Here is a 25,298-nt window from a genome sequence, read left to right on the forward strand (position 1 = left end):
CGTTGAACTCGAGGTTTCTGCATGACGCTCAGTCCTTTGGCAGGCAAGCCGGCTCCGGCCAGCGTGCTGGTCGATATCCCCCGCTTGCTCACCGCTTACTACACCGGCCGCCCTGACGCGTCCGTGGCGGCCCAGCGCGTGGCCTTCGGCACCTCGGGCCACCGGGGCAGCGCGTTCGACCTGAGCTTCAACGAAGACCACGTGCTGGCGATCACTCAGGCCATCTGCTTGTATCGCCAAGAGAAGGGTATCGACGGCCCATTGTTCATCGGTGCCGACACCCACGCGCTGTCAACGCCTGCTGCCGCCAGCGCCCTGCAAGTGCTGGCCGCCAATGGCGTGCAGGTAATGTTGTCCAAGGACGATGAGTACACCCCGACACCTGCGGTGTCCCATGCCATCCTCTGCTACAACCGTGGCCGCAACGAAGACCTGGCCGACGGCATCGTCATCACCCCGTCGCACAACCCGCCACAGAGCGGCGGCTTCAAGTACAACCCGCCCCATGGTGGCCCGGCCGACAGCGACGTGACCAAGTGGGTCGAGGCCAAGGCCAACGAACTGCTGGCCGCAGGCCTGGCGGGGGTCAAGCGTGTCGAGCACGAGCAGGCGCTGCAGGCACCTACGACACACCGTCATGACTACGTGAGCAACTATGTCGCAGACCTGGAAAACGTCATCGACTTCGACGTCATCCGCAACGCCAAGCTGCGCCTGGGCGTCGACCCGCTGGGCGGGGCAGGGGTGCGCTACTGGTCGGCGATTGCCGAGCATTACAAGCTTGACCTGGAAGTGGTCAACAGCGAGGTCGACCCGACCTTCCGCTTCATGACCGTCGATTGGGACGGCCAGATCCGCATGGACCCGTCCTCGCCATACGCCATGCAAGGCCTGATCGGCCTGCGCGAGCGTTTCGACGTGGCTTTCGCCTGCGACCCGGACCACGACCGCCATGGCATCGTCACCGCCGATGGCCTGCTGCAGCCGAACAACTACCTGGCCGTGGCCATCGATTACCTGTACCGCCATCGCCCGCAATGGCGCAGCGATGCGGCCGTCGGCAAGACCGTGGTGTCCAGCGGCCTGATCGACCGCGTCACCGCACGTCTGGGGCGTGACCTGTACGAAGTGCCGGTGGGCTTCAAGTTCTTCGCCCAGGGATTGTTCGACGGATCGTTGGGCTTTGGCGGCGAAGAGAGCGCTGGTGCATCGTTCCTGCGCAAGGACGGCACGGTGTGGGCTACTGACAAGGACGGGCTGATTCCGGCCTTGTTGGCGGCAGAAATGACCGCACGTACCGGTCGCAATCCCAGCCAGGCCTATGCCGACCTCACCGCCGCCCTGGGCAAGCCGTTCGCTACCCGCGTTGAAGCCAAGGCCGATGCCAGGCAGAAGGCATTGCTGAGCAAGCTGGCGCCGGAGCAGGTCAAGTCGACCGAACTGGCCGGTGAGCCCATTGAGCAGATTCTCAGCCATGCGCCGGGCAATGGCCAGGCGATTGGGGGCCTGAAGGTCATGACCGCCAATGGCTGGTTCGCTGCGCGGCCATCGGGGACCGAAGACATCTACAAGATCTACGCCGAAAGCTTCATCGACGAAGCGCATCTGCAGCGCCTGGTCGCTGAAGCTCAGGTGCTGGTGGATGCAGCGATTGCCTGATTGATTAGTGAAGGGTGGCTGCTGCGCAGCCTATTCGCGGGCAAGCCCGCTCCCACAGGATCTGCGCTGTGCCTGAGATCAGCGCGATACCTGTGGGAGCGGGCTTGCCCCGCGAATGGGCCGCACAGCGGCCCCATTCATTCACGCCACATCGACCAATACGATCTCGCTGTCCTCGATCGCCGTCACCCGCAGCACGTCTTCTTCCTCGATCGCCACGCCATCGCGGCCCTTGGCCCGCAGTCCATTGACCTCCACCAGCCCTTTGGCCGGCACCAGGTAACCTCTGCGCCCGGTGTCGAAGCGGTACTCGGCCGTCTCACCTGCTTTCAGGGTGGCCGCTACCAGCCGTGCATCGGTACGGATCTGCAAGCTGTCTTCATCACCCGCCCGACCGCTGGCCAGGGTGACGAAGCCTTCACCGCGCTCGCCTTTAGGGAATGGGCGGGTACCCCATGAAGGTGCATCGCCCACACGCTCCGGCACGATCCAGATCTGGAAGATGCGGGTATCGACCTCTTCCAGGTTGTACTCACTGTGCACGATACCGGACCCGGCACTCATCACCTGCACATCCCCGGCCTCGGTACGGCCCTTGTTGCCCAGGCTGTCCTGGTGAGTGATGGCGCCTTCGCGCACATAGGTGATGATTTCCATGTCGCGGTGCGGGTGCGGCGGGAAACCGCTGCCGGCGGCGATCAGGTCATCGTTCCACACGCGCAGGTTGCCCCAGTGCATTCTCGCTGGGTCGTAATACTCGGCGAACGAGAAGTGGTGGTGGGCATCGAGCCAGCCGTGGTTGGCGTGGCCGAGGCCTTCGAAGGGTCGCAATTGCAGCATGGTCGTGCTCCTTGAATCAGTGGAATGAGGCAATGATGCTGCAAAGAAAGATCGAAAATAAGCGTAAATATCGGCTTGTTATCATCTAATAATTCGATTTAAATGCCGATGTTGGTTGTGCGATTCATCGCCTAATCCTCTGATCTGTAAGCATTCGCTGGCGATTTTTTGCCGATGCGGTGAACATGCACCCTGATTCAATTTTCAACGGAGTGACCGTGGCTCACGAGCAACCCCTGGCCCCCGCCGAACTGACCCCGCCTGCACAACTGCCTTGGTTTCGCCGCCTGGCCGCCCGCCTGTTGGGCCGCGGCTTGAGCCACCTGCAGGCGCAGCACCGCGATTCCTGGTTCCTGGGTCATGCCACTGGCCAACGCAGTGGCCACGCCGATGGCCTGCGCGAAGGTTTCGAGCGCGGGCGGGTCGAGGGGTATGAGGCAGGGCGACAAGTGCTGGTGATTCGCGATTCACGCCCCGAAAGTGCTGCCGTGCCCGGTCAGGATGACAACCTATTCGATGACTGGCGCCTGCCGCTGAGCGCCGACCTGAAGAAGCGTTTCAAAGCCGATGTCGCCCAGCGCCTGCCCGCCGAGGCCCAGCCCAGCGCAGCGCAGTGGAAGCTAATCTTCAGCGACACGCCTTCTACCTGCGTGATCGCCGGGGCAGGGGCGGGCAAGTCCACCTCGCTGGTGCTGCGTATTCTGCTGTTGCGCCACTATCTGGGCTACGAGCTGGACGCGATGACCGTGGTCACCTTCACCCGCGAATCGCGCAAGGATTTCATCAAGCGCCTGGTGCAGGTGTTCGCCCTCTGGCAGCTCGACCTGCAGCCAGCCAAGGCCCGCGAGCTGGTGCGCACGTTCCACTCACGCATCCTGCCGCTGGTGCGCAGCCTGCCTGGCTTCGGCCAGGTGCGGGCGTTCGAGACCCTGGGCAATGAGATGCCCGTGGGGCGTGAAGCCGAAGCCGAGAGCAACCCGTTCGACTTGCGCCTGAACGATGCCCAGCGCCAACAGCTCAACCAGTGCTACAGCCACTTGCTTGGGGAAAACCCACGCTTCGCCGAGATCATTACCCACTTGCGGCGCGAGGCGTTGCAACTCAAGCCGCTGGACCCGGACCATCCGGATGTGCAGAAGCGGGTGCAGGTCACCCAGCTCGCCGCCCAGCGTGACGAAGAACTGTGCGACGTGATCGAAGACCTCTGGTTCGCCGCAGGGGCGTGGCCGATCAAAGGCATCGAGCCGTGTCGCGAGACAGTCCAGATCAGAGGCAGCCGGTTCCATGTGCATGGCCGCCTGGAAGGCGTCGATGCCTGGGTGGTGCTCGGCTTCGACCCGTCGGAGAGTGCCCAATACCAACGTCCCGGCGCCAAACTGGCGGTGCGCGCCGAATGGGCGGTCAAGCGCACGCTGTTGCAGGCGTTCTGCGACAAGCCGCTGATCTGGCTTGACAACTACACCATGGCCCGCGGCCTGGCCGCATCGCTGGCCGGCAATGCGGTTGCCGGCCCTGGTTTCGAATACAAGGTCAAGGGCGAACTGGCTCCGGCACCCTTGCTCGATGCCTTCGTCGCTGCCGCCAATTTCATCGAGAACCTTGGCCTTGAAGTGAATAGCGCCGTCGCGGCCATGAGCTTCCCCGCAGCCGACAGCGACGCGTTGTTCTTCGAGGCCCTGGCGCTGTACTGGAAAGCCTTGGAAACCCAGCTGATGGACCAGTCGCCGCCGGTGATGACCTACAACCGCATGTTCGCCTTGTTCGGCGAGAATAACCCCGAGAACCTGCAGCTGCTCCCGGACCCGCTGCTCAGGCCGCTGGCGCACCTGATGATCGACGAGTTCCAGGACGTTTCTCCACAGATCGTCAGCTGGCTACGCGCCTGTCTCGCGGAGATCCGCCGTCGAGGCCCGGCCATGCATACCGGGCGCAACGCACAGCACGCTTCGCTGCTGTGCGTGGGCGACGACTGGCAATCGATTTACGGGTGGCGCGGCAGTTCGCCAAAGTACTTCATGGAGTTCACCAAGGCCTTCCCGTCGCCAGCCAATACGCGGGTGATGCTGGTCGACAATTACCGTTGCCAGCAACAGGTCATCGACGCTGCCGAGCATCTGGTCAAGGGAACCCCGGCCATTGCCGGCAAGAAAGCGCGGGCCAGCGGGCCAGCTGCGCAGCTGCCGGGCTCTGCGGTCAAGGTATTCGAGCGTGATGAAGCGGCGTTGGGAGCAACGCTGATCGAGCATTACCAACGCGGCGAGTCGGTGATGCTGCTGTACCGCAAGGGCAGTGACAAGGCACTGATGCACGAGCACCTGCAGGCGGTGCTGCAGACCGAGGCAAGCCTGCCTGCCGACCAGCGCCGTCTGCGTCAGTTGACCTACCACAGTGCCAAAGGCCTGCAAGCGGATGCCGTGTTCATGCTGGGCGATTGCCAATACCTGACCAGTTCCCCCTACAAGAATCAGGTGTATCGCCAAGCTGGCCTGGGCCGGCCCGGCGATGCTCAAGCGTTCGATACGGCGCAAAAGGAAGAAGTGCAGCGTCTGGCCTATGTTGCGGTGACTCGCGCGGTCAGGCACTGCTATTGGCATGTGGAAACGCCGAGTGCGGAGACAGCCAAGCTGCCCCGCGCTTCGAGCCAGGTGGATGGACGCCAGGACTTCTTCGAGGACCTGCGCGGCCAGTAGGCCGTTTCACATGTTCGGATCGTGCATGGCAGTGCGCTGGTAGAGCAATGCCTCTTCTTCGAGTTCGCGGCCCATTTTGATGCCGTTGGCGGCCGACTCATACAGGCCGCTGTTGATGTTCACCCGGCGCAGTTGCCCATCTGAGCCCAGCGGCGATTCCGTGAAGATGCCTTGCAATACCTTCAGCACACGCGGGTCGAGCTCAGTGACCGCGTCGGCGTTGGCGTCCAGGCAGTAGTGCAAGTACTCGAGCCCCTCGTTCCAGCGCAAAAGGATCTCATCGAACTGATCGGCGTAAAGCGATTTGAGATAACTTTTCCAGCCGGGTGCCCGGGCAATCCAGCGTCTGCGTGCCACTGCGCTATGATCCAGCGCGTTTACCGCATCCTCGACTTTGTAGGTCGTGGTGTAGGTGATCATCGCGGTGTCGCGATAGAGCATGTCCGAGCTCGGCTCCGGGAAGTTGAGCCGCTGGGCCAGTTCCTGACGCAATGCCAAACGAATCTCGATCAGGTCCACACCGCCCTGCAGCAGGTCTTCATCGCCAATGTCATCGAGTTCATCGAGCGCGGGCATGTCAGGTGCAGGTGGCCGTGCTTCGGTCGGCAGCCGCTCCCACGCGAACAGGCCCTCGCGCCGTGCAAAACGCGCAAGCTGGAGGCGTTCGCTCAGCACGTTGACCATTTCCCTGCGGTAAAGGCGCCTGTAGAAGTTGAACACGACACTGGGGCGACTCGATTCTTCGCTGACGGTTGCGTGAGCCAAGGCTTCCACCTCCAATGTGCTGAAGCCGTCGGTGGCAGAATCACCGCAGGACGCGGGAAACTCGTCGGCCACGCTGTTCAGGCGGTCGCGCAGGTGCTCATCCTGTGCTGCACTTTCGAGCAACTGCCAGACTTGTCGGGCCATGCCCTGGGGATTCTTGCGTGCCTGGGCTGAAAACCCCACGCGTTCTACCGAGTCACGCAGCATGGGATAGTCGCCCTCAGCGAAGAGGTCTGCCCACAGTTGACGCTGCGCTTCGCTGGCGTCCGACAGCCAGTCGACCGCCTCCAGGGGAGGGGCGATCACTTCGATCTCGGCGCCAACAGCCCTGAACCTCTGCGCTGCCTGGGCATCGATGGGATTGAAGGTCAAATCCCAGGACATGAAACGCTGCCGAGCTTGCAGAGCGGTGGCGAACTCACTGTTCAGTACCCTGTCCAGGTCGGGGGTCTGGGCGATGTTGTTGTCACTCAGGCCAATGAACCGCAACTGGGTATTGCGCACATTCATCAGTTCGGTCAGCCCTTGTGGCCAGTGCGTCAATTGGCAGTTTCTCAGCTCCAGTCTTACCAGGCCGATCTGGCCCGTTACGTCGGGGGCATGCTGCAGTGGATTGTGACTCAGGCGCAGGTCGGTCACCCGCCGCAGGCTGGAAAAGCGGCTGGCCATTTCAGCCGTAAGGGTGATCAGGTTGTTTTCCAGGTCCAATCGCTCAAGTGGCAGTTGCGCCAAGGTTTGCAGATCAGTATCGGAGAGCTGCAGCCCATTATTGCGCAGGCTCAACCTGCGCAGCTCATGCAGGTTGCCGATGCGCAGGCGCATCGCCTCGCTCAGTTCGCCGAGCTGATTGCTGCCCAGCTCCAGCCCTTGCAATCTTGGCGTATGTTGCAGGGCCTGGGCGAGCTGATCGAAATCCAGTTGTGGAGTTTGCACCAACCGCAGTGTGCGAAGGGAGGGGAAACTCTGGAAGAAGTCATCAGGGATCTGCCGGATGCCAAGATTGCGCACTTGCAGGGTGGTGATGTGATCGAACCGCGCGGGCAGGGACGGCAGCGTTTCGATTGCCAGGCCTTGCAGGGTGAGGGTGGCGCCGTCGTCTCGGCGCCAGCTGCTGTTCAGGCCATCCCGAAGGCGTTGCCGATCGGGCTGTTGAGCGTCGCTGCCCTGCGCTACCCAGCGGGCAAGCGCGCGGTCGAGGGTTTCGCGCTCGCGCTCCAAGGCGGTAATCTGGGCGCCGATGTCACCACGCTGGTGGAGCTGCGCGTGCAGTGCGCTTGTCTGCTCTTTGGTCAAGCCTGGATACAGTCGATTCAGCTTGCGACTGGCGGTGTCGAGCCACTGTAGCCGACCGCTAAGGGGGTAGCCGATGCGTCCATGGGCCAGCCGCAGGGGGGAACGGAAACCTGGCTTGATCGGTTGCTGGCCAAGCGCCGTGGCACATCCTCGACGGTCTTCCAGGGCCAAGTCCAGCAACTCGGTTTCGCTTGCTTGCGTGTGTTTGGCCAGCAGTGCCTCGCGCAGCAGCTGGCTATCGTCATTGGCCAGGTTTGGCCGGTACAGGCCAAGCAAGGCGCGATCCACGCGGGCGCGGGCTTGCAGGTAGCGTGCTTCTTCAGCCACGCGCAAGGGCACGCGGCCACTGGTCATGCGCTGGCGTTCGTAGCTGTGCGCCTGGGCGACGATCTCTTCCAGGGCATTTTCAGGCAAGCCTGGAAACTGGCGGCCGAGCGTCTGTATCGCGATGCTGGGCGTTGCTTGATGGCCTTTGAGCATGCTCTCGAAAATACGCTGGCGGCGCTCGGTCAAACGGTTGGCCAATAGCTCATTCAGGTCTCGCCAGCGCCGTTCAGGTGCGGACTCAGGTAGCAGCTGGCTCAAGCTGTCTTCATCCATCGCGGCCGCGACTATCTTGCTCAGATTGCCCTCATTCAGGTCCGCGCGGCTGATCTCGATCTCCAACGAGTCGGGCGTCTCTGCGGGCCCGAAGTAACTGGCATCGCCCCATTTTTCAGCGCCGGTGAAGACTTTCAACCGGTAGCGTAAAGGCCAGCCCGGCATGTTGGTCAATTCCGGCAGTGCGAAGTTCTTGTAAGCATCCAGCGCCAGCCCATGGCGCACGCGGGTGATGATGTGCTGGGTCTCGTTGTCCACATGCAACCGCAGCAGCATGTCGGTCAGCAAGGCTGGAGGGCGCTTGCCGGTGATCTGGAGATTGCGCAAGGCTTTTGCATCGACGCCGGCAATACGCAGTGCGGTGAGCTGCTCCGATGCTTCCAGGGCTTCACTGAACTGCCCGAGCCCGCGAACCAACCGCGCGTCGTCCCAGGTGAGCGGGTCGTCATGTACCCACTGCCAACGTTTGTCACCCAGGTAACGCAAGTCCGGGGTGTAGGCGTCGGGGACACCAGGTTGATGAGCGAGCCACTGCCCCTCTGCGCTTTGTGACACTTCATACAGGTGGTCATCCAGCGACAGGAACTGTTTTTCACCTACGGTGTAAAGCCCTTGCTCGTCAGGCAGCGCTCGAACGGGCAACGGTCGTGTACTCGCATAGGGCGCCATGTCGGGATTCCAGAGCCGCGGTTTGCCACCTTTCCAGACACTCTCCAGCCCATCGACGAAACCCGATGCCTTCACCAGTTTGGCTGTACCTGCGAAGCCCCCAATCGCGGCGGCATTGATGGCCAGCGATTCGAGTTGCAGCAATGCTTCATGGGTATCGCCTGCTTCCCAGGCATCGAATCCGGTGAACACCGAATCCATGATGTCGTAAGCGAACACACCCATCATCACCACATCCGCGCCGGGCACGAAGAACGCGGCCACGTTGAGCAGTGTCAAGCCTTGCTCGAGCCAACTTTTCAGCCGCTCCATGCGTGCCTTGGCATCCGCATCGGCGGTGGGGACCGCAATGGTTCGGGCATCGGCCATCAGCCGTCGCGTGTGGTCTGTGTACAGCGCAGGCCAGATGGGCAGTGACAGGCCGGTTTTACTGAAGTGAAGATTTTTAGGGGTCTTGCGCGGCTTGCGCAGGGAGTCGTTCACCTCGAACACCGCGTCGTCCAGCATGCTGGCCAGCTCGGCTTGCCTGTTCTTGTCAGCGAAGCTGATCAACTGGCGGCGAAATGGCGTGTGCAGCAGGTGCTGACGCAGGAAGTCGCCGACCTTTTGCAGCGATGCGTATTCCCTTATCGGATGCTCGGTATCCTGGGGAATGTAGAGGATGCAGGGATTGGCCTGGTCGTCCTCATCAGGACCTATCAGCAGCACATCATGGAGCGCAATATCGAACAGGCTGATTCGCCAACAGTGAAGGGGGCGATCACCATAGGCCGGCGCACGCTCGTTGTTGCACAGTTGCGCCAGCGCGGCGCGGCCTTCGAGGGTCAACAGGCCTTTGAGGTAAGCGGCCATCGATTCGACAGCGAGTGCCTGCTGGGTTGCCTCTGTCCACAATCGCTGGACTTCTGCGCGGTTGGAGCCCTCGTAAACGGCGTGCAGATGGTCTTGATATCGCTGGCCCAGATCGAGCGCCCGACATTGCTCGACGAACGCCCGAGGTTCTAGAAGGGGTATCGATCTGCCATCGTTCAGGCCTAAGGTCAGCTGATCAAGGGTCCCCACTTCCTCGGGCCCTTCGAAGTTATGCAGGGCGGCTTCCAGCAGCGAGCGCTTTTGTGCAGGCCCGTCGGGAATTGCAAGGTAGGGTTGGTCAGCGCCCATTGATAACGCTGGGTCATGGGGTTGGTCCCGGCCCAGCGATATCTCCAGGCCGGGTGGGTTTACCTGATGCTTGTAGGTCTTGGATGGCTGATGGATGTATTGCGCCTGATCCACTTCGACACTAAGACCCAGCCGTGCTGCCAGCAATGGCTTGCAGAATTCACGGATGGATTTGAAATCCTTGAGTGCACCATGCAAGGCCTTGATGCGGGTGTCGCGGTCGGTCATGAGTTGCTGTAACAGCGCTTGATCGTCTTGGCTGGCAGTGCCGTACCAACTATACGGCGAGCCATTTTCATCCAGGTAATCCTTGCGCACGGCCTGTACGATGCGACCGATGTGGTCGGGGTGCATCGTCGAGACCCAGCCTGGCAACGTATCGAGTATCTGGGCCTGATGAAAGGGAGGAGGGGCGGTCGTCATGGCTGAACGCACTCTGGTCAATTAGGGGGGCATAGTCGACAGCACAAGCAGCGACCGGATGCGGTACTTAATTGGCGGCGTGCGGGCCAGTGGGTCAATGAATAGGGGCGATGGCCAGTGAGTGGGTTTCTGGGCTATGGTAGCGAACGCCGCTGAACAACCGCCACAAGGAGAGCTGGCATGCGACCGTTCGCCATCAAACACATCGATCACCTGGTGCTACGGGTCAGCGACCTGCAGCGCAGTGTGGCGTTTTACCGCGACCTGCTGGGGTGCCTTGTCAGCCGTGAACGCCCGGACCTGGGCATGGTGCACCTGGCGGCCGGCAGCGCAATGATCGACCTGGTGACGCTCGACGGCCCGCTGGGGCAACCGGGTGGCGCGGCACCGGGGGCGCAAGGGCGTAACCTGCATCACTTTTGCCTGCGCATCGAGCCATTTGACGAACAGGCCCTGAAGGCGTACCTGCAGGCGGAAGGGGTTGCGGTAGAGTCGGCCGAAAAGCGCTATGGCGCCGAAGGCGAGGGACTGTCGCTTTACTGTTTCGACCCTGATGGTAATCAGGTCGAGCTCAAGGGCCCGATCGAAGCGCCGGCCTGACGCCTCTCAAGGTCGATGGCCAGTGGATATCTTGGCAAAGGCGATTATGCTTCAGATACCTTGCTGCGATCCGAGGCGCCCCGCCTCGTCGTGCTTCGCGCAACCAATGCAAGCCTAGGGCCTGGGTGCGACGGTGAAATGGGTGTGAGGTACTCCGGCCTTCGATAACGACAAGACGGAGGCAACTCATGGCGGTTCTCGACAGCGCATCCACGGGCAGTAGCGCGCCCCAACGGGGTATCACCAAGGAGGAGCGCAAGGTCATCTTCGCCTCCTCGCTGGGTACCGTGTTCGAATGGTACGACTTCTACCTGTACGGCTCACTGGCGGCGATCATTGCCAAACACTTCTTCGCCGGGGTCAATGAAACCACCTCGTTCATCTTCGCCTTGCTCGCGTTCGCCGCGGGCTTTGCGGTGCGGCCGTTCGGCGCCATCGTGTTCGGCCGCCTCGGCGACATGATCGGGCGCAAGCACACCTTCCTGATCACCATCGTCATCATGGGCCTGTCGACCGCTATCGTCGGCCTGCTGCCCAGCTATGCCACGATCGGTGTCGCAGCCCCGGTCATTCTGATCACCCTGCGCCTGTTGCAGGGACTGGCGTTGGGCGGCGAGTACGGGGGGGCGGCCACCTATGTCGCCGAACATGCACCCAAGGGGCGGCGCGGTTTCTTCACCTCCTGGATCCAGACCACCGCGACCCTGGGCCTGTTCCTCTCGCTGCTGGTGATCCTGGCCTGCCGCACGGCGTTGGGCACCGAGGCTTTCGAGGCGTGGGGCTGGCGCATACCCTTCCTGCTGTCGATCCTGCTGCTGGCGATTTCGGTGTACATCCGCATGCAGCTCAACGAGTCGCCGGTGTTCATGAAGATGAAGGCCGAGGGCAAGGCATCCAAGGCGCCGCTGACCGAGTCGTTTGCCCGCTGGGAAAACCTCAAGGTGGTGATCATGGCACTGCTTGGCGGTACCGCCGGCCAGGCCGTGGTGTGGTACACGGGGCAGTTCTATGCGCTGTTCTTCCTGTTGCAGACGTTGAAGATCGACCCGCAGACAGCCAACTTGCTGATCGCCGGTTCCTTGCTCATCGGCACGCCATTCTTCATCTTCTTTGGCAGCCTGTCCGACCGCATCGGGCGCAAGAAAATCATCATGGCGGGCTGCATCATCGCCGCGTTGACCTACTTCCCGATCTTCAAGGCACTGACGGAGTACGGCAACCCGGACGTATTCGTTGCGCAGGAGCAGAACCCTGTGGTGGTAGTGGCTGATCCGAGCCAGTGCGCGTTCCAGTTCGACCCGGTGGGCAAGGCCAAATTCACCAGCTCCTGCGACATCGCCAAGAGCCTGTTGGCCAAGCGAGCGATCCCGTATGAGAACGTGGCGGCCGAGCGCGGCAGCGTGGCGCAAATCCGCATCGGTGAACGGGTGATCCCGAGCTTTGAAGGCAGCAGCCTGGCCGCGGCAGACCTGAAGACCCAGAGCGATGCCTTCACCGCCAGCCTGACGGGGGCCTTGAAAGAGGCCGGGTATCCGGAGAAGGCGGACCCGGCGAAGATCCATTACCCGATGGTGCTGTTGCTGCTGACCATCCTGGTGATCTACGTGACCATGGTCTACGGCCCGATCGCGGCTTGGCTGGTCGAGTTGTTCCCGGCGCGCATCCGCTACACCTCGATGTCGCTGCCTTACCATATCGGCAACGGCTGGTTCGGCGGCTTCCTGCCGACCGTGGCGTTTGCCATGGTGGCGGCTACCGGGGATATCTACTACGGGCTGTGGTACCCGATCGTGATTGCGGTGATGACGGCGGTGCTGGGGATTTTCTTCCTGCCGGAGACCAAAGACCGGGATATCACATAATCCATGCATAGCCTGTACCGGCCTCTTCGCGGGGCCAGCCCGCTCCCACAATGGCCCTGTCCATACTAATCATTGTGGGAGCGGGCTTGCCACGCGAAGAGGCCGGTATTGAATAAACACATTCAGTCGAAATACCCGCGCAGGCTGAAGGCATAGCCAATATCCACGTCCTTGGCCTCGCCTCGGCTCCAGCGTTTTGTCATCACAAACTCGAACGCCGGTTCGTATAAACCATCCCGCACCACCGCGCCCCCCAGTACCTCGACGTCATACCAGCCATTGTCCAGCTCGATGATCGGCCGCCCCGGCACCTGATACCCGGCCAGCAGGTCGCCGAGGGTCTTGTTGGTGAAATGCTGGAGAATGCGCCAGGTGTAGACCATCACTGCATGGTGCTCGACCTGCAGCACATAGCCGCCGCGCCGGTGCTTCAGCCGGCTGCCCGGCTCCAGCAGGGCGGGTGGGTCGCCATCGAGGGTGAAAATGATGTGGTAGGGCAGGTTGTCGACTCCGGCCAGGGGCAGCACGACGCCCTCGCGTACTACCTGATCGCCGCTGTCGGCGTGGGTGAATTCGCTGGCCAAGTCGTCGGGGAGGTCATGTTGATGCTTGAAGCGGTCGAGCAACTGTATGTCACCGACCAGAAAGTAATCGACCTGGTCATTGAGCACTTCGCTGAATTCATGGCGCATTGGTTTTCCTTGTTCTAGCGCACCAGGGTCAGTGTTTTTGGGCGATCTGGATAAGATTGCCGCAAGTGTCGTCGAAAACTGCGATGGTCACCGGGCCCAGAACAGTGGGCTCCTGGGTGAATTTGACCCCGGCCTTGCACAAGCGGGTGTATTCGGCCCGGATGTCGCGTACGCCAAAGGAGGTGGCGGGGATGCCATCCTTGCGCAATGCTGCTTTGTAGGTCTTGGCGGCGGGGTGAGCGTCGGGCTCCAGTACCAACTGCACACCATTGGGGTCGTGAGGTGAGGTCAGGGTAAGCCAGCGATGCTGGCCCAGAGGTATATCATCCTTGGGCTCGAAACCGAGCACATAGTGGTAGAAAGCCAAGGCCTTGGCCTGGTCGTCGACGAGGATGCTGGTGACAACGATCTTCATAGGCACACACCGTTCCTGCGGCTGTTTATCTACCAGTAAAGCGGGTCTGATTCATTTGACCAGCAGCGTGCGGTGATAATCGCGAGGTGAACTTCATCGGCGCCTGAACCTTACCCTCACATAGAATATCGTCAGGTCATAGGCAAATCCTTCATCACCCAGGCGCCCACGCACCCAGTGGCACGGTAAAGTGGCAGGATAATTCCAAAGGCGCCCATAAACCCGCGCCAATGAGGTGCCTGTGGCTTCCTATACCTTGCGACAACTCAAGTATTTCGTCACCACCGTCGAGGCCGGCAGCGTCGCCGAGGCCTCGCGTCAGCTGTACATTGCGCAGCCTTCCATCTCCACGGCGATCAAAAGCCTGGAAGAAAGCTTTGGCGTACAGCTGTTCATCCGCCACCACGCCCAGGGGGTATCACTGACCCCCAGCGGCAAGCGCTTCTACGCCAAGACCAAGTCGCTGCTGCAGATGACCCACGAGTTCGAGCAGAACGCGCTGGCAGATAACGACACCGTGGCCGGGCAGATCGACATCGGTTGCTTCGAAACCGTCGCGCCCTTGTACCTGCCACGGCTGATCGCCGGTTTTCGCGAACGCTACCCGGGTGTCGACATACGCCTGCGCGACGGCGAGCAACAGGAGCTGATCCAGGGCTTGACGGCTGGCACTTTCGACCTGGCGTTTCTCTACGATCACGACCTCGACGGCACCATCGAAACCGAGCCGTTGATGCCGCCGCAGAAGCCCTACGTGCTGCTGCCCGAGAAGCACCGTTTCGCAGGCCAAGGCCAGGTTTCACTGCGTGACCTGTGCCCGGAGCCGATGATCTTGCTGGACGTGGCGCCAAGCCGCACCTATTTCGTCAGCCTGTTCAACGAGCTGGGCCTGACGCCCAATATCGTCTTCAGCTCGCCGTCGATCGAGATGGTGCGTGGAATGGTGGGGCAGGGCTTCGGCTTCTCGCTGCTGGTGACCCGGCCGCATTCGCCGTACACCTATGATGGGCAGAAGCTGGTGACGCTGGAGATCGCCGAGCCGGTGACCTTGTCGGGGCTTGCGGCGGCGCGCTTGAAGCGGGTGCAGCTGACCAAGCCGGCGCAGCTGTTCGTGGAGTTCTGCCGGGAGGAACTGGGCAAGCTCTAAAAGCTTTGCGGGCGGTCCGACGTCTCGGCAAGCCCGCTCCCACAAGTATCTGATTGGTGCAGTACTTGTGGGAGCGGGCTTGCCCCGCGAATGGGGCGCTAAGCGCCCCCGGCCATCTCAATGAATTACGCCTGATCCGGCACCACTGCAATCACATCGATCTCCATCAACCACTCAGCCTGGGCAAGCCCCGCCACCACCAACCCGGTGGAAATCGGGAACACCCCTTTGAGCCACTTGCCCACTTCCTTGTACACCGGCTCACGGAAGCGCGGATCGGTGATGTAGGTGGTGGTCTTGACGATGTGCGAAAGGTCCGAGCCTGCTTCTTCAAGCAGCTGCTTGACGTTCTTCATCGCTTGTTCGGCCTGCGCCCGCGGGTCGCCCAGGCCTACCAGGCGGCCTTCGAAATCAGTACCGACCTGGCCGCGCACATAGATGGTATTGCCGGCGCGCACGGCTTGGCACAGGTCGTTGTCCAGGGTCTGGTTGGGGTAGGTGACCTTGGTGTTGAACATGCGAATGCGAGTATGGGTAGGCATCAGTGGGCTCCGAGGGTGCTGACATTGCTGATCGAATCGGGTTTCTGCTCGTCCGCGTCACGCTGTTCGCGGTCGCGGTAGGCGAGGTAAGTGCGCTGGGTGGCGATGTGGCCGGCAACGTGCTTGGCGTCGTGCCACACGCCCCAGATGAACGACGAGCCACGGCGCGACAGCCAGGGCAGGCCGAGGAAGTACACCCCCGGCTCGCGCGATACGCCGCGCTGGTGCTGGGGCTTGCCGTTGGCGTCGAAGGTGTCGACCTGCAGCCAGCTGAAGTCCACGCCATAACCGGTGGCCCAGATGATGCTGGTGACGCCGGCCTGGGCCAGGTCCAGTTCGCGCAGCGGGTTGCTGACGCAGTCCGGGTCAGGCAGGCGCTTGCGGGCTTCGGGCTCTTGCGGCAAGTCGAGGCCGTTGCGTTCGATGTAGGCATCGGCGGCGTCGAGCAGGGCCAGGTAGTTTTCGTCGCCGCGGCGAATGTTGTCGGCCAGGTTGTCCTGGAAACGCGCGACGCCGTTGTCGAACGACTCGGTCAGGCCGACCAGGGTCATGCCTTGATGGGCGAGGGCGCGGAAGTCCACGGTGTGGCCGCCACGGGCGCCGCTGACGGCGATGGTCACGTGCTCGCGACCGGGCTTGGCGATTTCCGCATCCCACTCGCCCAGCACGCCCAGCCACCAGCAGAAGTCACGGTTGCGATAGGCGCGTGGCGGCCGGTCATGGGCGCCGACCGACAGGTACACCTGGCGCCCGGCGCGCATCAGCTCTTCGGCGATCTGCACGCCGGAGGAGCCGGCACCCACCACCAGCACAGCGCCTTCAGGCAGCTGCTCGGGGTTGAAGTAGGCGGCGGAGTGGATCTGGTGCAGTTGCTCGTCCTTGGGCGCAATGGCTGGGATCACCGGGCGCTGGAACGGGCCGGTGGCGGCGACCACGCGGTTGGCGCGGATCACGCCCTCGTTGGTTTCGATGGTGAAGCCCGGGCGGTCGGCATTGCGCACCACCTTCTTGACCTCGATGCCCGTGCGCACCGGCAGGTTGTACTTGCGTACGTACTGCTCGAAGTAGTCGGCTACCTGGTCCTTGCCGGCGAAGGCGTCGGCGTCGAGGTTGAATTCAAGGCCTGGGAAGCGGTCGTGCCAGACCGGGCCATTGGCCACCAGCGAGTCCCAGCGGCCCGTGCGCCATGCTTCGGCGATGCGCTTGCGTTCCAGTACCAGGTGCGGCACGCCGAGCTTGCTCAAGTGTTCGCTCATGGCCACGCCGGCTTGGCCTGCGCCGACGACGAGGGTGTCGATTTCGATGTTGTTCATTGTCATTGTCCGAGCCCTTGTTCAGGCGGTTTTTGTCAGGTCGGTTTGGAGGACCGCCGTTACCTGGGGCCAGACTAGGGACGCTGCGCAAATCGCGAAAATAGTATTTAGCTTGGGCTTGCCGATAAAACGGCGAAGGCCTTGCACAGAAAGGCTTGCAGGGATGTTTGCCGGCGTTTTTCGAGTGTTTTGAAGCGCGCTTCGCGGCCTTAGTTTTTTCCTGTTCAAGGCACAGGAAAATGTTGGTTTCGCGCACTAAAGGGTTCTGTTCAGATGGCCTGCAACTGCACAGAACAACAGGAGCATCACATGACCTTTTCCATCATCGGTCGCTGCCAGGAAACCGGCCAGGTCGGCATCGCCATCAGCTCTTCGAGCATCGCTGTAGGTGCCCGCTGCCCATGGGTGCGAGCAGGTGTCGGCGCCGTTGCTACTCAGAACATCACCTTACCGGCGCTCGGCCCGCAGATTCTCGATGTTCTGGAACAGGGCCAGATACTGCCAGCCGCAGCGCTGGACCGGGTGCTCAGTGCCAATGGTTGGAGCGAGTATCGCCAGGTCACGGTAATCGACAGCAATGGCCAGGTGGCGCTGTTCACCGGCAAGGAAGCGCTGGGGGTGCACAATGCAGTGGCCGGTGAGCAATGTGCCGCGGCCGGCAACTTGCTGTCATCGGTTCACGTGATTGAAGCCATGGTGCAAGCCTTCGAACAGGCCGGTGGGCATCTTGCCGACCGCTTGCTGGCGGCGATGCACGCGGCCATGGCTGCAGGCGGTGAAGCCGGCCCGGTGCATTCGGCGGCACTGAAAATCGCCGGCGAGCTGACCTGGCCGCTGGTGGACCTGCGTGTGGACTGGGCCGAGCATGACCCGATTGGCACGCTGGATGGCCTGTGGCAAGCGTATCGTCCGCAGATGCAGGACTACGTCACGCGCGCCTTGGACCCCACCACCGCACCCAGCTATGGGGTGCCGGGTGATGAGTGAATTCAGCAGCCGCGCCTTGCTGGCCCGGCTGATCGGCTTCGCCACGGTCAGCCGCGATTCGAACCTGCAACTGATCGGCTTCATTCGCGATTATCTGGCCGAACAGGGTGTTGAAAGCGAACTGTTCCACAACGCCGAGGGCACGAAAGCCAACCTGTTCGCCACCATTGGCCCCAAGGACGTCGGCGGCGTGGTGCTTTCCGGCCATACCGATGTGGTGCCGGTGGACGGCCAGGCCTGGACGGTCGAGCCGTTTGCCCTGAGTGAGCGCGAGGGGCGATTGTATGGCCGTGGCACCGCCGACATGAAAGGCTTCATCGCCTCGGTGCTGGCGGCGGTGCCGGCGTTCCTGGCGCAGCCGCTGCGACTGCCGGTGCACCTGGCGTTTTCCTATGACGAAGAGGTCGGTTGCCTGGGCGTGCGTTCGATGCTCGCGGCGCTGGAACAGCGCCCGCACAAGCCGCGCTTGTGTCTGATCGGAGAGCCGACCGAACTCAAGCCGGTGCTCGGACACAAGGGCAAGCTGGCCATGCGTTGCCAGGTGCACGGTGCGGCGTGCCATTCGGCCTATGCGCCTTACGGGGTCAATGCCATCGAGTATGCCGCGAAGTTGATCGGCAGGCTGGGCGAGATTGGTGAGGCATTGGCGTTACCTGAACGGCATGACGAGCGCTTCGATCCGCCGTTCTCGACGGTGCAGACCGGGGTGATCCATGGGGGCAGGGCGCTGAACATCGTGCCCGAGGAGTGCGCCTTCGATTTCGAGGTGCGTGCGTTGCCAGGCTTCGAGGCACAGGCGGTGGCCGATCAGCTGCAGGCCTATGCCGAGGCCGAGTTGTTACCGCGCATGCGCAAGGTCAATGCGGCCAGTGACATTCGCCTGGAGCCATTGAGTGCTTATCCGGGATTGGCCACGCCGGCTGACAGCGAGGCGGCGCGGTTGGTCGCGTTGCTCAGTGGATCGGAGGACTTCGGCACGGTCGCGTTTGGTACGGAAGGCGGGTTGTTCGATCAGGCGGGCATACCTACCGTGGTCTGTGGACCGGGAAGCATGGAACAGGGACACAAGCCGGATGAGTTTGTCAGTGTCGAGCAGTTGCAGGGATGTGATGCGATGCTGCTGAGGTTGGTGGATTACCTTAAGCAGGGCTGATAGCGGTGGCCCTTTCGCGGGGCAAGCCCGCTCCCACAGGAATGGTGCTGAATTCAAGAACTGTGGGAGCGGGCTAGCCCCGCGAAAGGGCCGCAAAGCGGCCCCAAGGAATCAGAAGGTCGCCTTGACCTGCAACCCAACCACCAACGCGTTGTCGATCTCCTTCCCGGAGAACGCGCCCGGCTCGATGATGTACTGCACGTCAGGACGAAGATTCAGCCACGGCGTGGCCTGATAGCCATAACTCAGCTCGACCAACTGCTCGGCGCCGTCGATGTTGGGGAACTGCTGCCCGGCGTTGAACGCCGCGTCTTCCAGCACATCACGGCTGCGCGGGTTCTGCACGGCGCGGCCATAGCCCAGTGCCACAGTATCACGCGGGCGGCTCGCAAACGGCTTGTACAGCACCACGCCGGCGCCATACCACTTGGTGAATGGCGATGCCGCTTCGCTCGATGCCGAGTACTGGCCGAAGGCATGCAGGCTGCGGCCCGGTGAGCCGGCGTCGTTCCACACGGCCTGGTCGATCAGCAGGTAGTGGCCACCACGGCCGGAAACCTCCTTGTCGCTGCCGATGCGTTTGACGTCTGAGCTGTCGTAGTAGTAACCCAGCTTGTACTCGCCCGGCAATTCACCCTGTAGCTTGTATACCAGCTCGATCGGCACCACGGTGCCGGTGGTGTGCTTGGGGCCCAGATGCCAGGCGCGGCTGGAGTTGCCGTTGCTTTCCGGGTCGACGTTGAACGCTGCCACGCGCAGCTGCCAGGAAGGCGACAGGTCATACTTCACCCGCACGCCCAGGTGGGCGTTGGGGTAGTTGGTCCAGCCGCTGCCACCGGACATGTTCAGCGGGTGGCCGCAGAAACCGGCGTTCATGAAGTTGCACAGGATGCCGCTGTCCAGGCCGCCGAGGTCGTTACCCATGGCCATGTAGCCGAGCTTGACGTTGAGTGCCGGGGTGAACAGGGTGCGCTCGTAGCTCAGCTCAGTCAGGCGGGTGTACAGGCCACCGTAGTTTTCCTGAATCGGCAGGCGGTTGCCGACCAGGTCTTCCGAGGCGCTGTTGCCACGGCGGTCGTTGATGGTCAGCTGGACCTTGCCGCCGTTGTCCAGGCCATACAGTTTCGACAGGTCGAACTGCACACCGAACTTGAGGTTCTGCGAGTAGCGCGCCGAGCGGTGCAAGCCGCCGTGGGCGTTGTAGGCGGTTTCACCGCTGTAGTCGCCGGTGATTTTGACGCCGTCTTCTTCGAGCTGGTGACGCAAGCCGCCCCAGTCGCCGGTCATCGTGCTGCGGGTCATGAGGTCGCCGTCGGCCAGGGCGGTGGTGCTGGCCAGGGCCAGAAGAACGGCAGGGGTAATGCGAATTGCGAATTGCATTGCTGAATCTCGGATTGTTATTTGGGGCCTATTCGCGGGCAAGCCCGCTCCCACAGGGGCCGAGGTGAGCCTTGTGGGAGCGGGCTTGCCCGCGAAGAAAGCGACGCGGTCTTAAGGCAAGGCGTAAGAAATCACATAGTCGCCACGGTCAGTCGACTGACGGGCGCCGCCCGCAGTGATCACCACGTACTGTTTGCCAGTCTTCGGCGAAACGTAGGTCATCGGGCCGCCCTGGCTGCCGACCGGCAGGCGGGCCTTCCAGATTTCGTTACCGTTGCTGCTGTCATAGGCGCGCAGGTAGAAGTCCTGGGTGCCGGCGATGAACACCAGGCCGCCTTGGGTCGACAGGGTGCCGCCCAGGGTTGGCAGGCCGATCTTGATCGGCAGGTGCATGCGGATGCCGAGCGGGCCGGTATCTTCAACGGTGCCGACCGGAACCTGCCAGGCGACCTGGCGGGTCTTCATGTCGATGGCGGTCAGGGTGCCGAATGGCGGCGCCTGGCACGGGATGCCAGCGACCGACAGGAAGCGGTTCTTGTTCACCGCATACGGGGTGCCTTTGAGCGGTACGGCGCCCATGCCGGTGTTCAGCGCTTCGCCACCGGACGCCGCCTGGCCCTTGTTCTGCGACGGGATCATCTGAATCCACAGGCCCAGGCGCATGTCGTTGACGAAGATGAAGCCATGCACCGGGTCGGTTGAGATACTGCCCCAGTTCATGCCACCCAGCGAACCTGGGAAGCTCAGCGACAGGTCGGTGCCTGGCGCGGTGTAGAGGCCGTCGTAGCGCATCTTCTTGAAGTCGATGCGGCACAGCAGCTGGTCATACGGCGTGGCGCCCCACATGTCCGATTCGGTCAGGGTCTGCGCGCCGATCTGCGGCATGCCTACCGATTTCGGCTGGGTCGGGGAGTACGGCTCGTTAGGGATGTTGCTTGGTTTGACCGGCACTTCGTCAACCTGGGTCAGCGGCTTGCCGGTGGCGCGGTCGAGCACATAGATCTGCCCGGCCTTGGTGCCGATCACCACCGCAGGTACCGACTTGCCGTCGTCCTTGGTGAAGTCGATCAGGCTCGGCTGCATCGGCAGGTCGAAGTCCCACAGGTCGTTGTGCACGGTCTGGAACACCCACTTCTCGTTACCGGTGGTGGCGTCCAGGGCCAGCACCGAAGCGCCGTAGGTGTGGTCCAGCTTGTTGCGCTCGACACCGTAGATGTCGGTGGACGACGAGCCCATCGGCAGGAACACGGTGTTCATGGCCGGGTCGTAGGACATCGGTGCCCAGCTGTTCGGGGTGCTGCGCACATAGGTGGCACCGTCGCCCGGGGCGTTGCGGTCTTCTGGATTACCCGGGTCGAAGGCCCAGCGCATGGCCCCGGTGAACACGTCGAAACCACGGATCACGCCGCCTGGCATGTCGGTCTGAACGTTGTCGGCGACACGGCCGCCCACCACTACGGTGGTACCGGCCATCAACGGCGCGGAGGACAGCTGGTAGAAGGAGTCCGGCACATCACCCAGGCCGGCCATGAGGTTGACCTGGCCATTGTTGCCGAAGCCCTGGCAGAACTCACCGGTATCGGCGTCGACGGCGATCAGCCGGCCGTCGATGGTGTTGGTCAGCAAACGGCGCTGGCAATTGGCACCGGCCGGTACGCTACCGACGGTAATCGGCGAGCTGTTCGGCTGGGACGGCTGGGCGATCGGCGCGGTGGCGTCGAAGTAGGCCATGCCGCGGCAACGCTGCCAGACCTTGGACTGGGCGTTGATCTCGTTCTTCCACAGCTCTTTGCCGGTGTCGGCATCGAGGGCGATCAGGTTGTTGTGCGGGGTGCAGATGAACACCTTGTTGCCGACTTGCAATGGGGTCAGCTGGTCTTCGGCACCGTTGCCGTCGCTGATGGCCACGTCACCGGTGTGGTAGGTCCAGGCGACCTTGAGCTTGTCGACATTGTCGCGGTTGATCTGGTCCAGCGCGGCGAAGCGGCTGCCACCTTCGGTATTGCCGTAATGGGCCCAGTCCTTCTGCTCCTTGCCAGCTTCGACCGGGGTCATGCCCGGGCCGTTGCCGGTAGGCGCGACGCTTGGGTGGGCAACGAACATGTTGCCAGCGGCGATCACCAGCACCACGGCGAGCACGCCAGCAATGCCGTAGGCGCCACGCCCGGTGCTGCCGCCATTGCTACGCACCAGCAGCGGATAGACCAGCGCCACCACCATGCCGATCGCGCCGAACATGAACAGGCGCGAGAACAGTGGCCAGAACACCAGGCCAGCGTCGATCAGCGCCCACAGTGCGGTACCGATCAGAAAAGCAGCGTACAACCAGGCACCGGCCTTTTTGCGCCGGGCGATGAGCACACCGGCAATGGCCATCGCCAGGCCGCCGATGAGGAAGTACCAGGAACCGCCCAGGCCGGCCAGCTTGACGCCGCCAGCAGCCAGGAGCAGGCCGAGCAGGGCGATGATTACGCCCAAGCCGACCAGGATGATTTTTGTGGCGCCAGAGGCGCGCGGTGTTTCGTTCATGCCAGGGATCTCAGCAGGTGGAATGGGCGCAGTTTAAGCCCTTAGCAAGCTAATTAACAAGTTAGTACATAATATTCTGAGGCTGATTGTCGCAGGGCTGAACTTGCCAAGCTGTGCCTAAAAGCTTAGATCACGTGGCGAAAGTTGCGCTAAATCCTAGATTTAAGCGGGTCCCATCGAAAGCTGTTAGACCTTCGTATCAGGTGACATCAATCGCAGGTCACGGCGGGACACTGCCGTAGAAGATGGCAAGCCAGACAGTCGAGGCCTTGGCCCCGCTCAATCGGCCGTGCGCTTCTTGACCCGCACCGTGGATTGTAGGACCGTTCCGCAAATTGAAAACCGGGGTGTTCATGGACAAGTTTCTGGCGATGAAGATGTTCACCGCGACCGTCGATGCCCAGGGCTTTTCCGCCGCAGCGCGCAAGCTGGGTATCGCCACCTCGTCGGTGACGCGCCTGGTCGATGCGCTGGAGTCGGCGCTGGGTGCCACTTTGCTCAACCGCTCCACGCGTCAGATCACCCTGACCGAGGCTGGCGCTCGCTACTACGCCCGCGCGCGGGATATCTTCGAAGCGCTGGACGAGGCGGATGCCAGCGTCGCTGACCGTGGTGAGGAGCCTGTCGGCGTATTGCGCCTGTGTCTGCCGGTCGAGTTCGGTCGACGCGTGATCGCGCCGCACCTGGGGATGTTTCTGGCGAGGCATCCGGCTATGGAGCTGGACATCGACATGAGCGACCGGCTCGATGACCTTCTGGACGGCCGTTACGACCTGTCAATTCGCCTTGGCGACCCCTCACCGAGCGACGAATTGGTGTGCCGACCATTGGGCCGCTTCGAACGCTGGCTGGTGGCCAGCCCTGAATACCTGGCCCGCCACGAAGCGTTGCAGCACCCCGCGCAACTCCTGGACCACGCCTGCCTGCGCTTTCGCTATGGCCAGAAGGCGCTGCCCTGGCGCCTGCAGCGAGCAGACGATACCCAGGTGCTGGACGTGCGCGGCCCGCTGCGCAGCGCCAACGCCGACTTGCTGCGCGAAGCCGCGCTGGCGGGCACTGGCATAGCGCTGCTGGCTGACTGGCTGGTCCGCGAAGACGTGGCCGCGGGGCACCTGCAGCGCGTATTCAGCGACTGGCAGGCCAGCCCAGGGGCGGCCAATGACAGCATCAATGCCTTGTACTTGCCCAACCACCGCGGTTCGCGGCGCGTGCAGGCATTCATCGCGTTCTGCGAGCAGCTTTTGGCGCCATGAACCGCTTACGTTGCGCTGGGCGCAAAGCCCTGTTGCGCCGCGCCCGGATTCTCCTGGCCACGGTGCCCCGCTAATGTGCCCGGCATCTTCTTTGCCAATGCCGAGGCACCTCGCATGAACCCCTCCCTTGCCACCACACAGGCCGCAGCGTCGGGCCTGAGCCGCGCCCTGGTCACCTTGCTGGCGTTTTGTTGCGGCGCGATCGTCGCCAACATCTACTACGCCCAACCCATCGTCGGGCTGATTGCCCCGGACCTTGGCTTGTCCTCCGAGCGGGCCAGCCTGATTGTCTCGCTGACCCAACTGGGCTACGCGCTGGGCCTGCTGTTGCTGGTGCCCTTGGCTGACCTGGTGGAGAATCGCCGGTTGATGATCGTCACAGCGGTACTCGCCTGCGTCAGCCTGCTGCTGGCGGGTACCAGCAGCAATGGCCAGGGGGCGTTGTTCCTGGGCTATGCCTTGCTGATCGGTTTCAGCTCCGTATCGGTGCAGATGCTGATCCCGTTGGCTGCACACCTCGCGCCAGAGCAGCAGCGTGGCCGGGTGGTCGGTAACATCATGGGCGGCCTGTTGCTGGGTATCCTGCTGGCGCGGCCGCTGTCGAGCCTGGTGGCTGACCATTTCGGCTGGCGCACAGTGTTCATCGGTGCAGCGGGCTTGATGCTGGCGATCATCCTGCTGCTGGCGCTGACCTTGCCGCGCCGGGTACCGGACCACAAGGCCAGCTATGCCGGTTTGATGGCATCGCTGATCCGGTTGTTGCGGCAATACCCGGTACTGCGCCAGCGCTCGCTGTACCAGGCGTTGATGTTCGCCGCGTTCAGCCTTTACTGGACGGCGGTGCCGTTGGCCTTGGCGGCCGAACATGGCCTATCGCAAAGCCAGATCGCGCTGTTCGCTCTGATTGGCGCGGTCGGTGCTATCGCCGCGCCCATGGCCGGGCGCCTGGCAGACGCCGGCCATGCTCGCGCAGCCTCATTGCTGGCATTGATACTGGCGCCTGTGGCACTGCTGTGGGGGCTCACCGCGCCGGGTTACAGCATTATCGGCCTGGGGTTGACCGGCGTGCTCCTGGATTTCGCTGTGCAGATGAGCATGGTCATCGGTCAGCGCGAAGTCTACGCCCTGGACCCGGCCAGCCGCGGGCGGCTCAATGCGCTGTACATGACCAGCATCTTTCTGGGCGGCGCCATGGGATCGGCGGCGGCCAGTACGGTGTTCGCCGGGTATGGCTGGCAAGGTGTGGTATGGCTGGGGGCGAGCTTGCCTGGGCTGGGGCTACTGATGTTCCTGGTGATTTCGCGGGATAAGTGAATCCGCACATG

17 protein-coding genes are annotated in these 25,298 nt (G+C 62.6%); 9 read left to right on the top strand and 8 right to left on the bottom strand.

The features are described 5' to 3' along the window. Positions 1–21: 21 nt before the first annotated feature. On the top strand, positions 22–1,659 hold the full coding sequence (pgm, locus tag ACIPZF_RS18190) for a phosphoglucomutase (alpha-D-glucose-1,6-bisphosphate-dependent) (RefSeq protein WP_400801793.1): 1,638 nt from the start codon (positions 22–24) through the stop codon (positions 1,657–1,659). A gap of 141 nt (positions 1,660–1,800) precedes the next feature. Here the strand turns inward: pgm and ACIPZF_RS18195 are convergent, their stop codons facing one another. Next, a complete protein-coding gene (locus ACIPZF_RS18195) occupies positions 1,801–2,499 on the bottom strand; it encodes a pirin family protein (RefSeq protein ID WP_400801794.1) in 699 nt (232 codons plus the stop codon). Between the two features lie 185 nt (positions 2,500–2,684). On the opposite strand from ACIPZF_RS18195, the gene ACIPZF_RS18200 reads away from it, so the two are divergent. Then, positions 2,685–5,189 (top strand): UvrD-helicase domain-containing protein, encoded by a 2,505-nt coding sequence (locus ACIPZF_RS18200; protein WP_400801796.1) that lies wholly within the window; start codon positions 2,685–2,687, stop codon positions 5,187–5,189. Positions 5,190–5,195: 6 nt separating this feature from the next. Here ACIPZF_RS18200 and ACIPZF_RS18205 read toward each other — a convergent pair whose 3' ends face one another. Continuing rightward, entirely contained in the window at positions 5,196–10,100 is a 4,905-nt protein-coding gene (locus ACIPZF_RS18205; RefSeq protein WP_400801797.1) for a dermonecrotic toxin domain-containing protein, read from the bottom strand. 180 nt (positions 10,101–10,280) lie between these two features. Between ACIPZF_RS18205 and ACIPZF_RS18210 the strand changes: the two genes are divergently transcribed. Together ACIPZF_RS18210 and ACIPZF_RS18215 are read left to right on the top strand one after the other, a co-directional pair. Continuing rightward, positions 10,281–10,700 (top strand): VOC family protein, encoded by a 420-nt coding sequence (locus ACIPZF_RS18210; RefSeq protein ID WP_400801798.1) that lies wholly within the window; start codon positions 10,281–10,283, stop codon positions 10,698–10,700. Between the two features lie 188 nt (positions 10,701–10,888). Further along, positions 10,889–12,562, top strand: coding sequence for an MFS transporter (locus tag ACIPZF_RS18215; protein ID WP_400801800.1), 1,674 nt, complete (start codon positions 10,889–10,891; stop codon positions 12,560–12,562). Positions 12,563–12,684: 122 nt separating this feature from the next. On the opposite strand, the gene ACIPZF_RS18220 is transcribed toward ACIPZF_RS18215, so the two are convergent. Then, positions 12,685–13,254, bottom strand: coding sequence for a hypothetical protein (locus tag ACIPZF_RS18220; protein WP_400801801.1), 570 nt, complete (start codon positions 13,252–13,254; stop codon positions 12,685–12,687). Between the two features lie 28 nt (positions 13,255–13,282). Continuing rightward, positions 13,283–13,669, bottom strand: coding sequence for a VOC family protein (locus ACIPZF_RS18225; RefSeq protein ID WP_400801802.1), 387 nt, complete (start codon positions 13,667–13,669; stop codon positions 13,283–13,285). A gap of 241 nt (positions 13,670–13,910) precedes the next feature. Between ACIPZF_RS18225 and ACIPZF_RS18230 the strand changes: the two genes are divergently transcribed. Beyond that, positions 13,911–14,816: a LysR family transcriptional regulator gene (locus ACIPZF_RS18230; RefSeq protein ID WP_400801804.1), complete on the top strand. Its 906-nt coding sequence runs from the start codon at positions 13,911–13,913 to the stop codon at positions 14,814–14,816. Positions 14,817–14,941: 125 nt separating this feature from the next. Here the strand turns inward: ACIPZF_RS18230 and ACIPZF_RS18235 are convergent, their stop codons facing one another. Both ACIPZF_RS18235 and ACIPZF_RS18240 read right to left on the bottom strand, forming a co-directional pair. Further along, complete coding sequence (locus tag ACIPZF_RS18235) at positions 14,942–15,358, bottom strand: RidA family protein (protein WP_027593581.1); 417 nt, start codon at positions 15,356–15,358, stop codon at positions 14,942–14,944. Then, entirely contained in the window at positions 15,358–16,677 is a 1,320-nt protein-coding gene (locus tag ACIPZF_RS18240) for a flavin-containing monooxygenase (RefSeq protein ID WP_400801806.1), read from the bottom strand. The genes ACIPZF_RS18235 and ACIPZF_RS18240 overlap by 1 nt, the downstream gene beginning before the upstream one ends. Positions 16,678–16,980: 303 nt before the next feature. On the opposite strand from ACIPZF_RS18240, the gene ACIPZF_RS18245 reads away from it, so the two are divergent. Then, positions 16,981–17,658 (top strand): DUF1028 domain-containing protein, encoded by a 678-nt coding sequence (locus ACIPZF_RS18245; protein WP_400801808.1) that lies wholly within the window; start codon positions 16,981–16,983, stop codon positions 17,656–17,658. Beyond that, on the top strand, positions 17,651–18,811 hold the full coding sequence (gene argE / locus ACIPZF_RS18250) for an acetylornithine deacetylase (RefSeq protein ID WP_400801810.1): 1,161 nt from the start codon (positions 17,651–17,653) through the stop codon (positions 18,809–18,811). The genes ACIPZF_RS18245 and argE overlap by 8 nt, the downstream gene beginning before the upstream one ends. 111 nt (positions 18,812–18,922) lie before the next feature. Here the strand turns inward: argE and ACIPZF_RS18255 are convergent, their stop codons facing one another. Together ACIPZF_RS18255 and ACIPZF_RS18260 are read right to left on the bottom strand one after the other, a co-directional pair. After that, on the bottom strand, positions 18,923–20,191 hold the full coding sequence (locus ACIPZF_RS18255; protein ID WP_400801812.1) for a carbohydrate porin: 1,269 nt from the start codon (positions 20,189–20,191) through the stop codon (positions 18,923–18,925). 111 nt (positions 20,192–20,302) lie between these two features. Further along, complete coding sequence (locus ACIPZF_RS18260; protein ID WP_400801814.1) at positions 20,303–22,720, bottom strand: glucose/quinate/shikimate family membrane-bound PQQ-dependent dehydrogenase; 2,418 nt, start codon at positions 22,718–22,720, stop codon at positions 20,303–20,305. Positions 22,721–23,073: 353 nt separating this feature from the next. Between ACIPZF_RS18260 and ACIPZF_RS18265 the strand changes: the two genes are divergently transcribed. Both ACIPZF_RS18265 and ACIPZF_RS18270 read left to right on the top strand, forming a co-directional pair. Beyond that, positions 23,074–23,973: a LysR family transcriptional regulator gene (locus tag ACIPZF_RS18265; RefSeq protein ID WP_400801816.1), complete on the top strand. Its 900-nt coding sequence runs from the start codon at positions 23,074–23,076 to the stop codon at positions 23,971–23,973. A gap of 114 nt (positions 23,974–24,087) precedes the next feature. Next, positions 24,088–25,287, top strand: coding sequence for an MFS transporter (locus ACIPZF_RS18270; protein ID WP_400801817.1), 1,200 nt, complete (start codon positions 24,088–24,090; stop codon positions 25,285–25,287). The last annotated feature ends 11 nt before the right edge of the window (positions 25,288–25,298 follow it).

It is taken from the genome of Pseudomonas sp. NPDC089752, assembly GCF_044748725.1.
In the GTDB taxonomy this organism is placed as follows: domain Bacteria; phylum Pseudomonadota; class Gammaproteobacteria; order Pseudomonadales; family Pseudomonadaceae; genus Aquipseudomonas.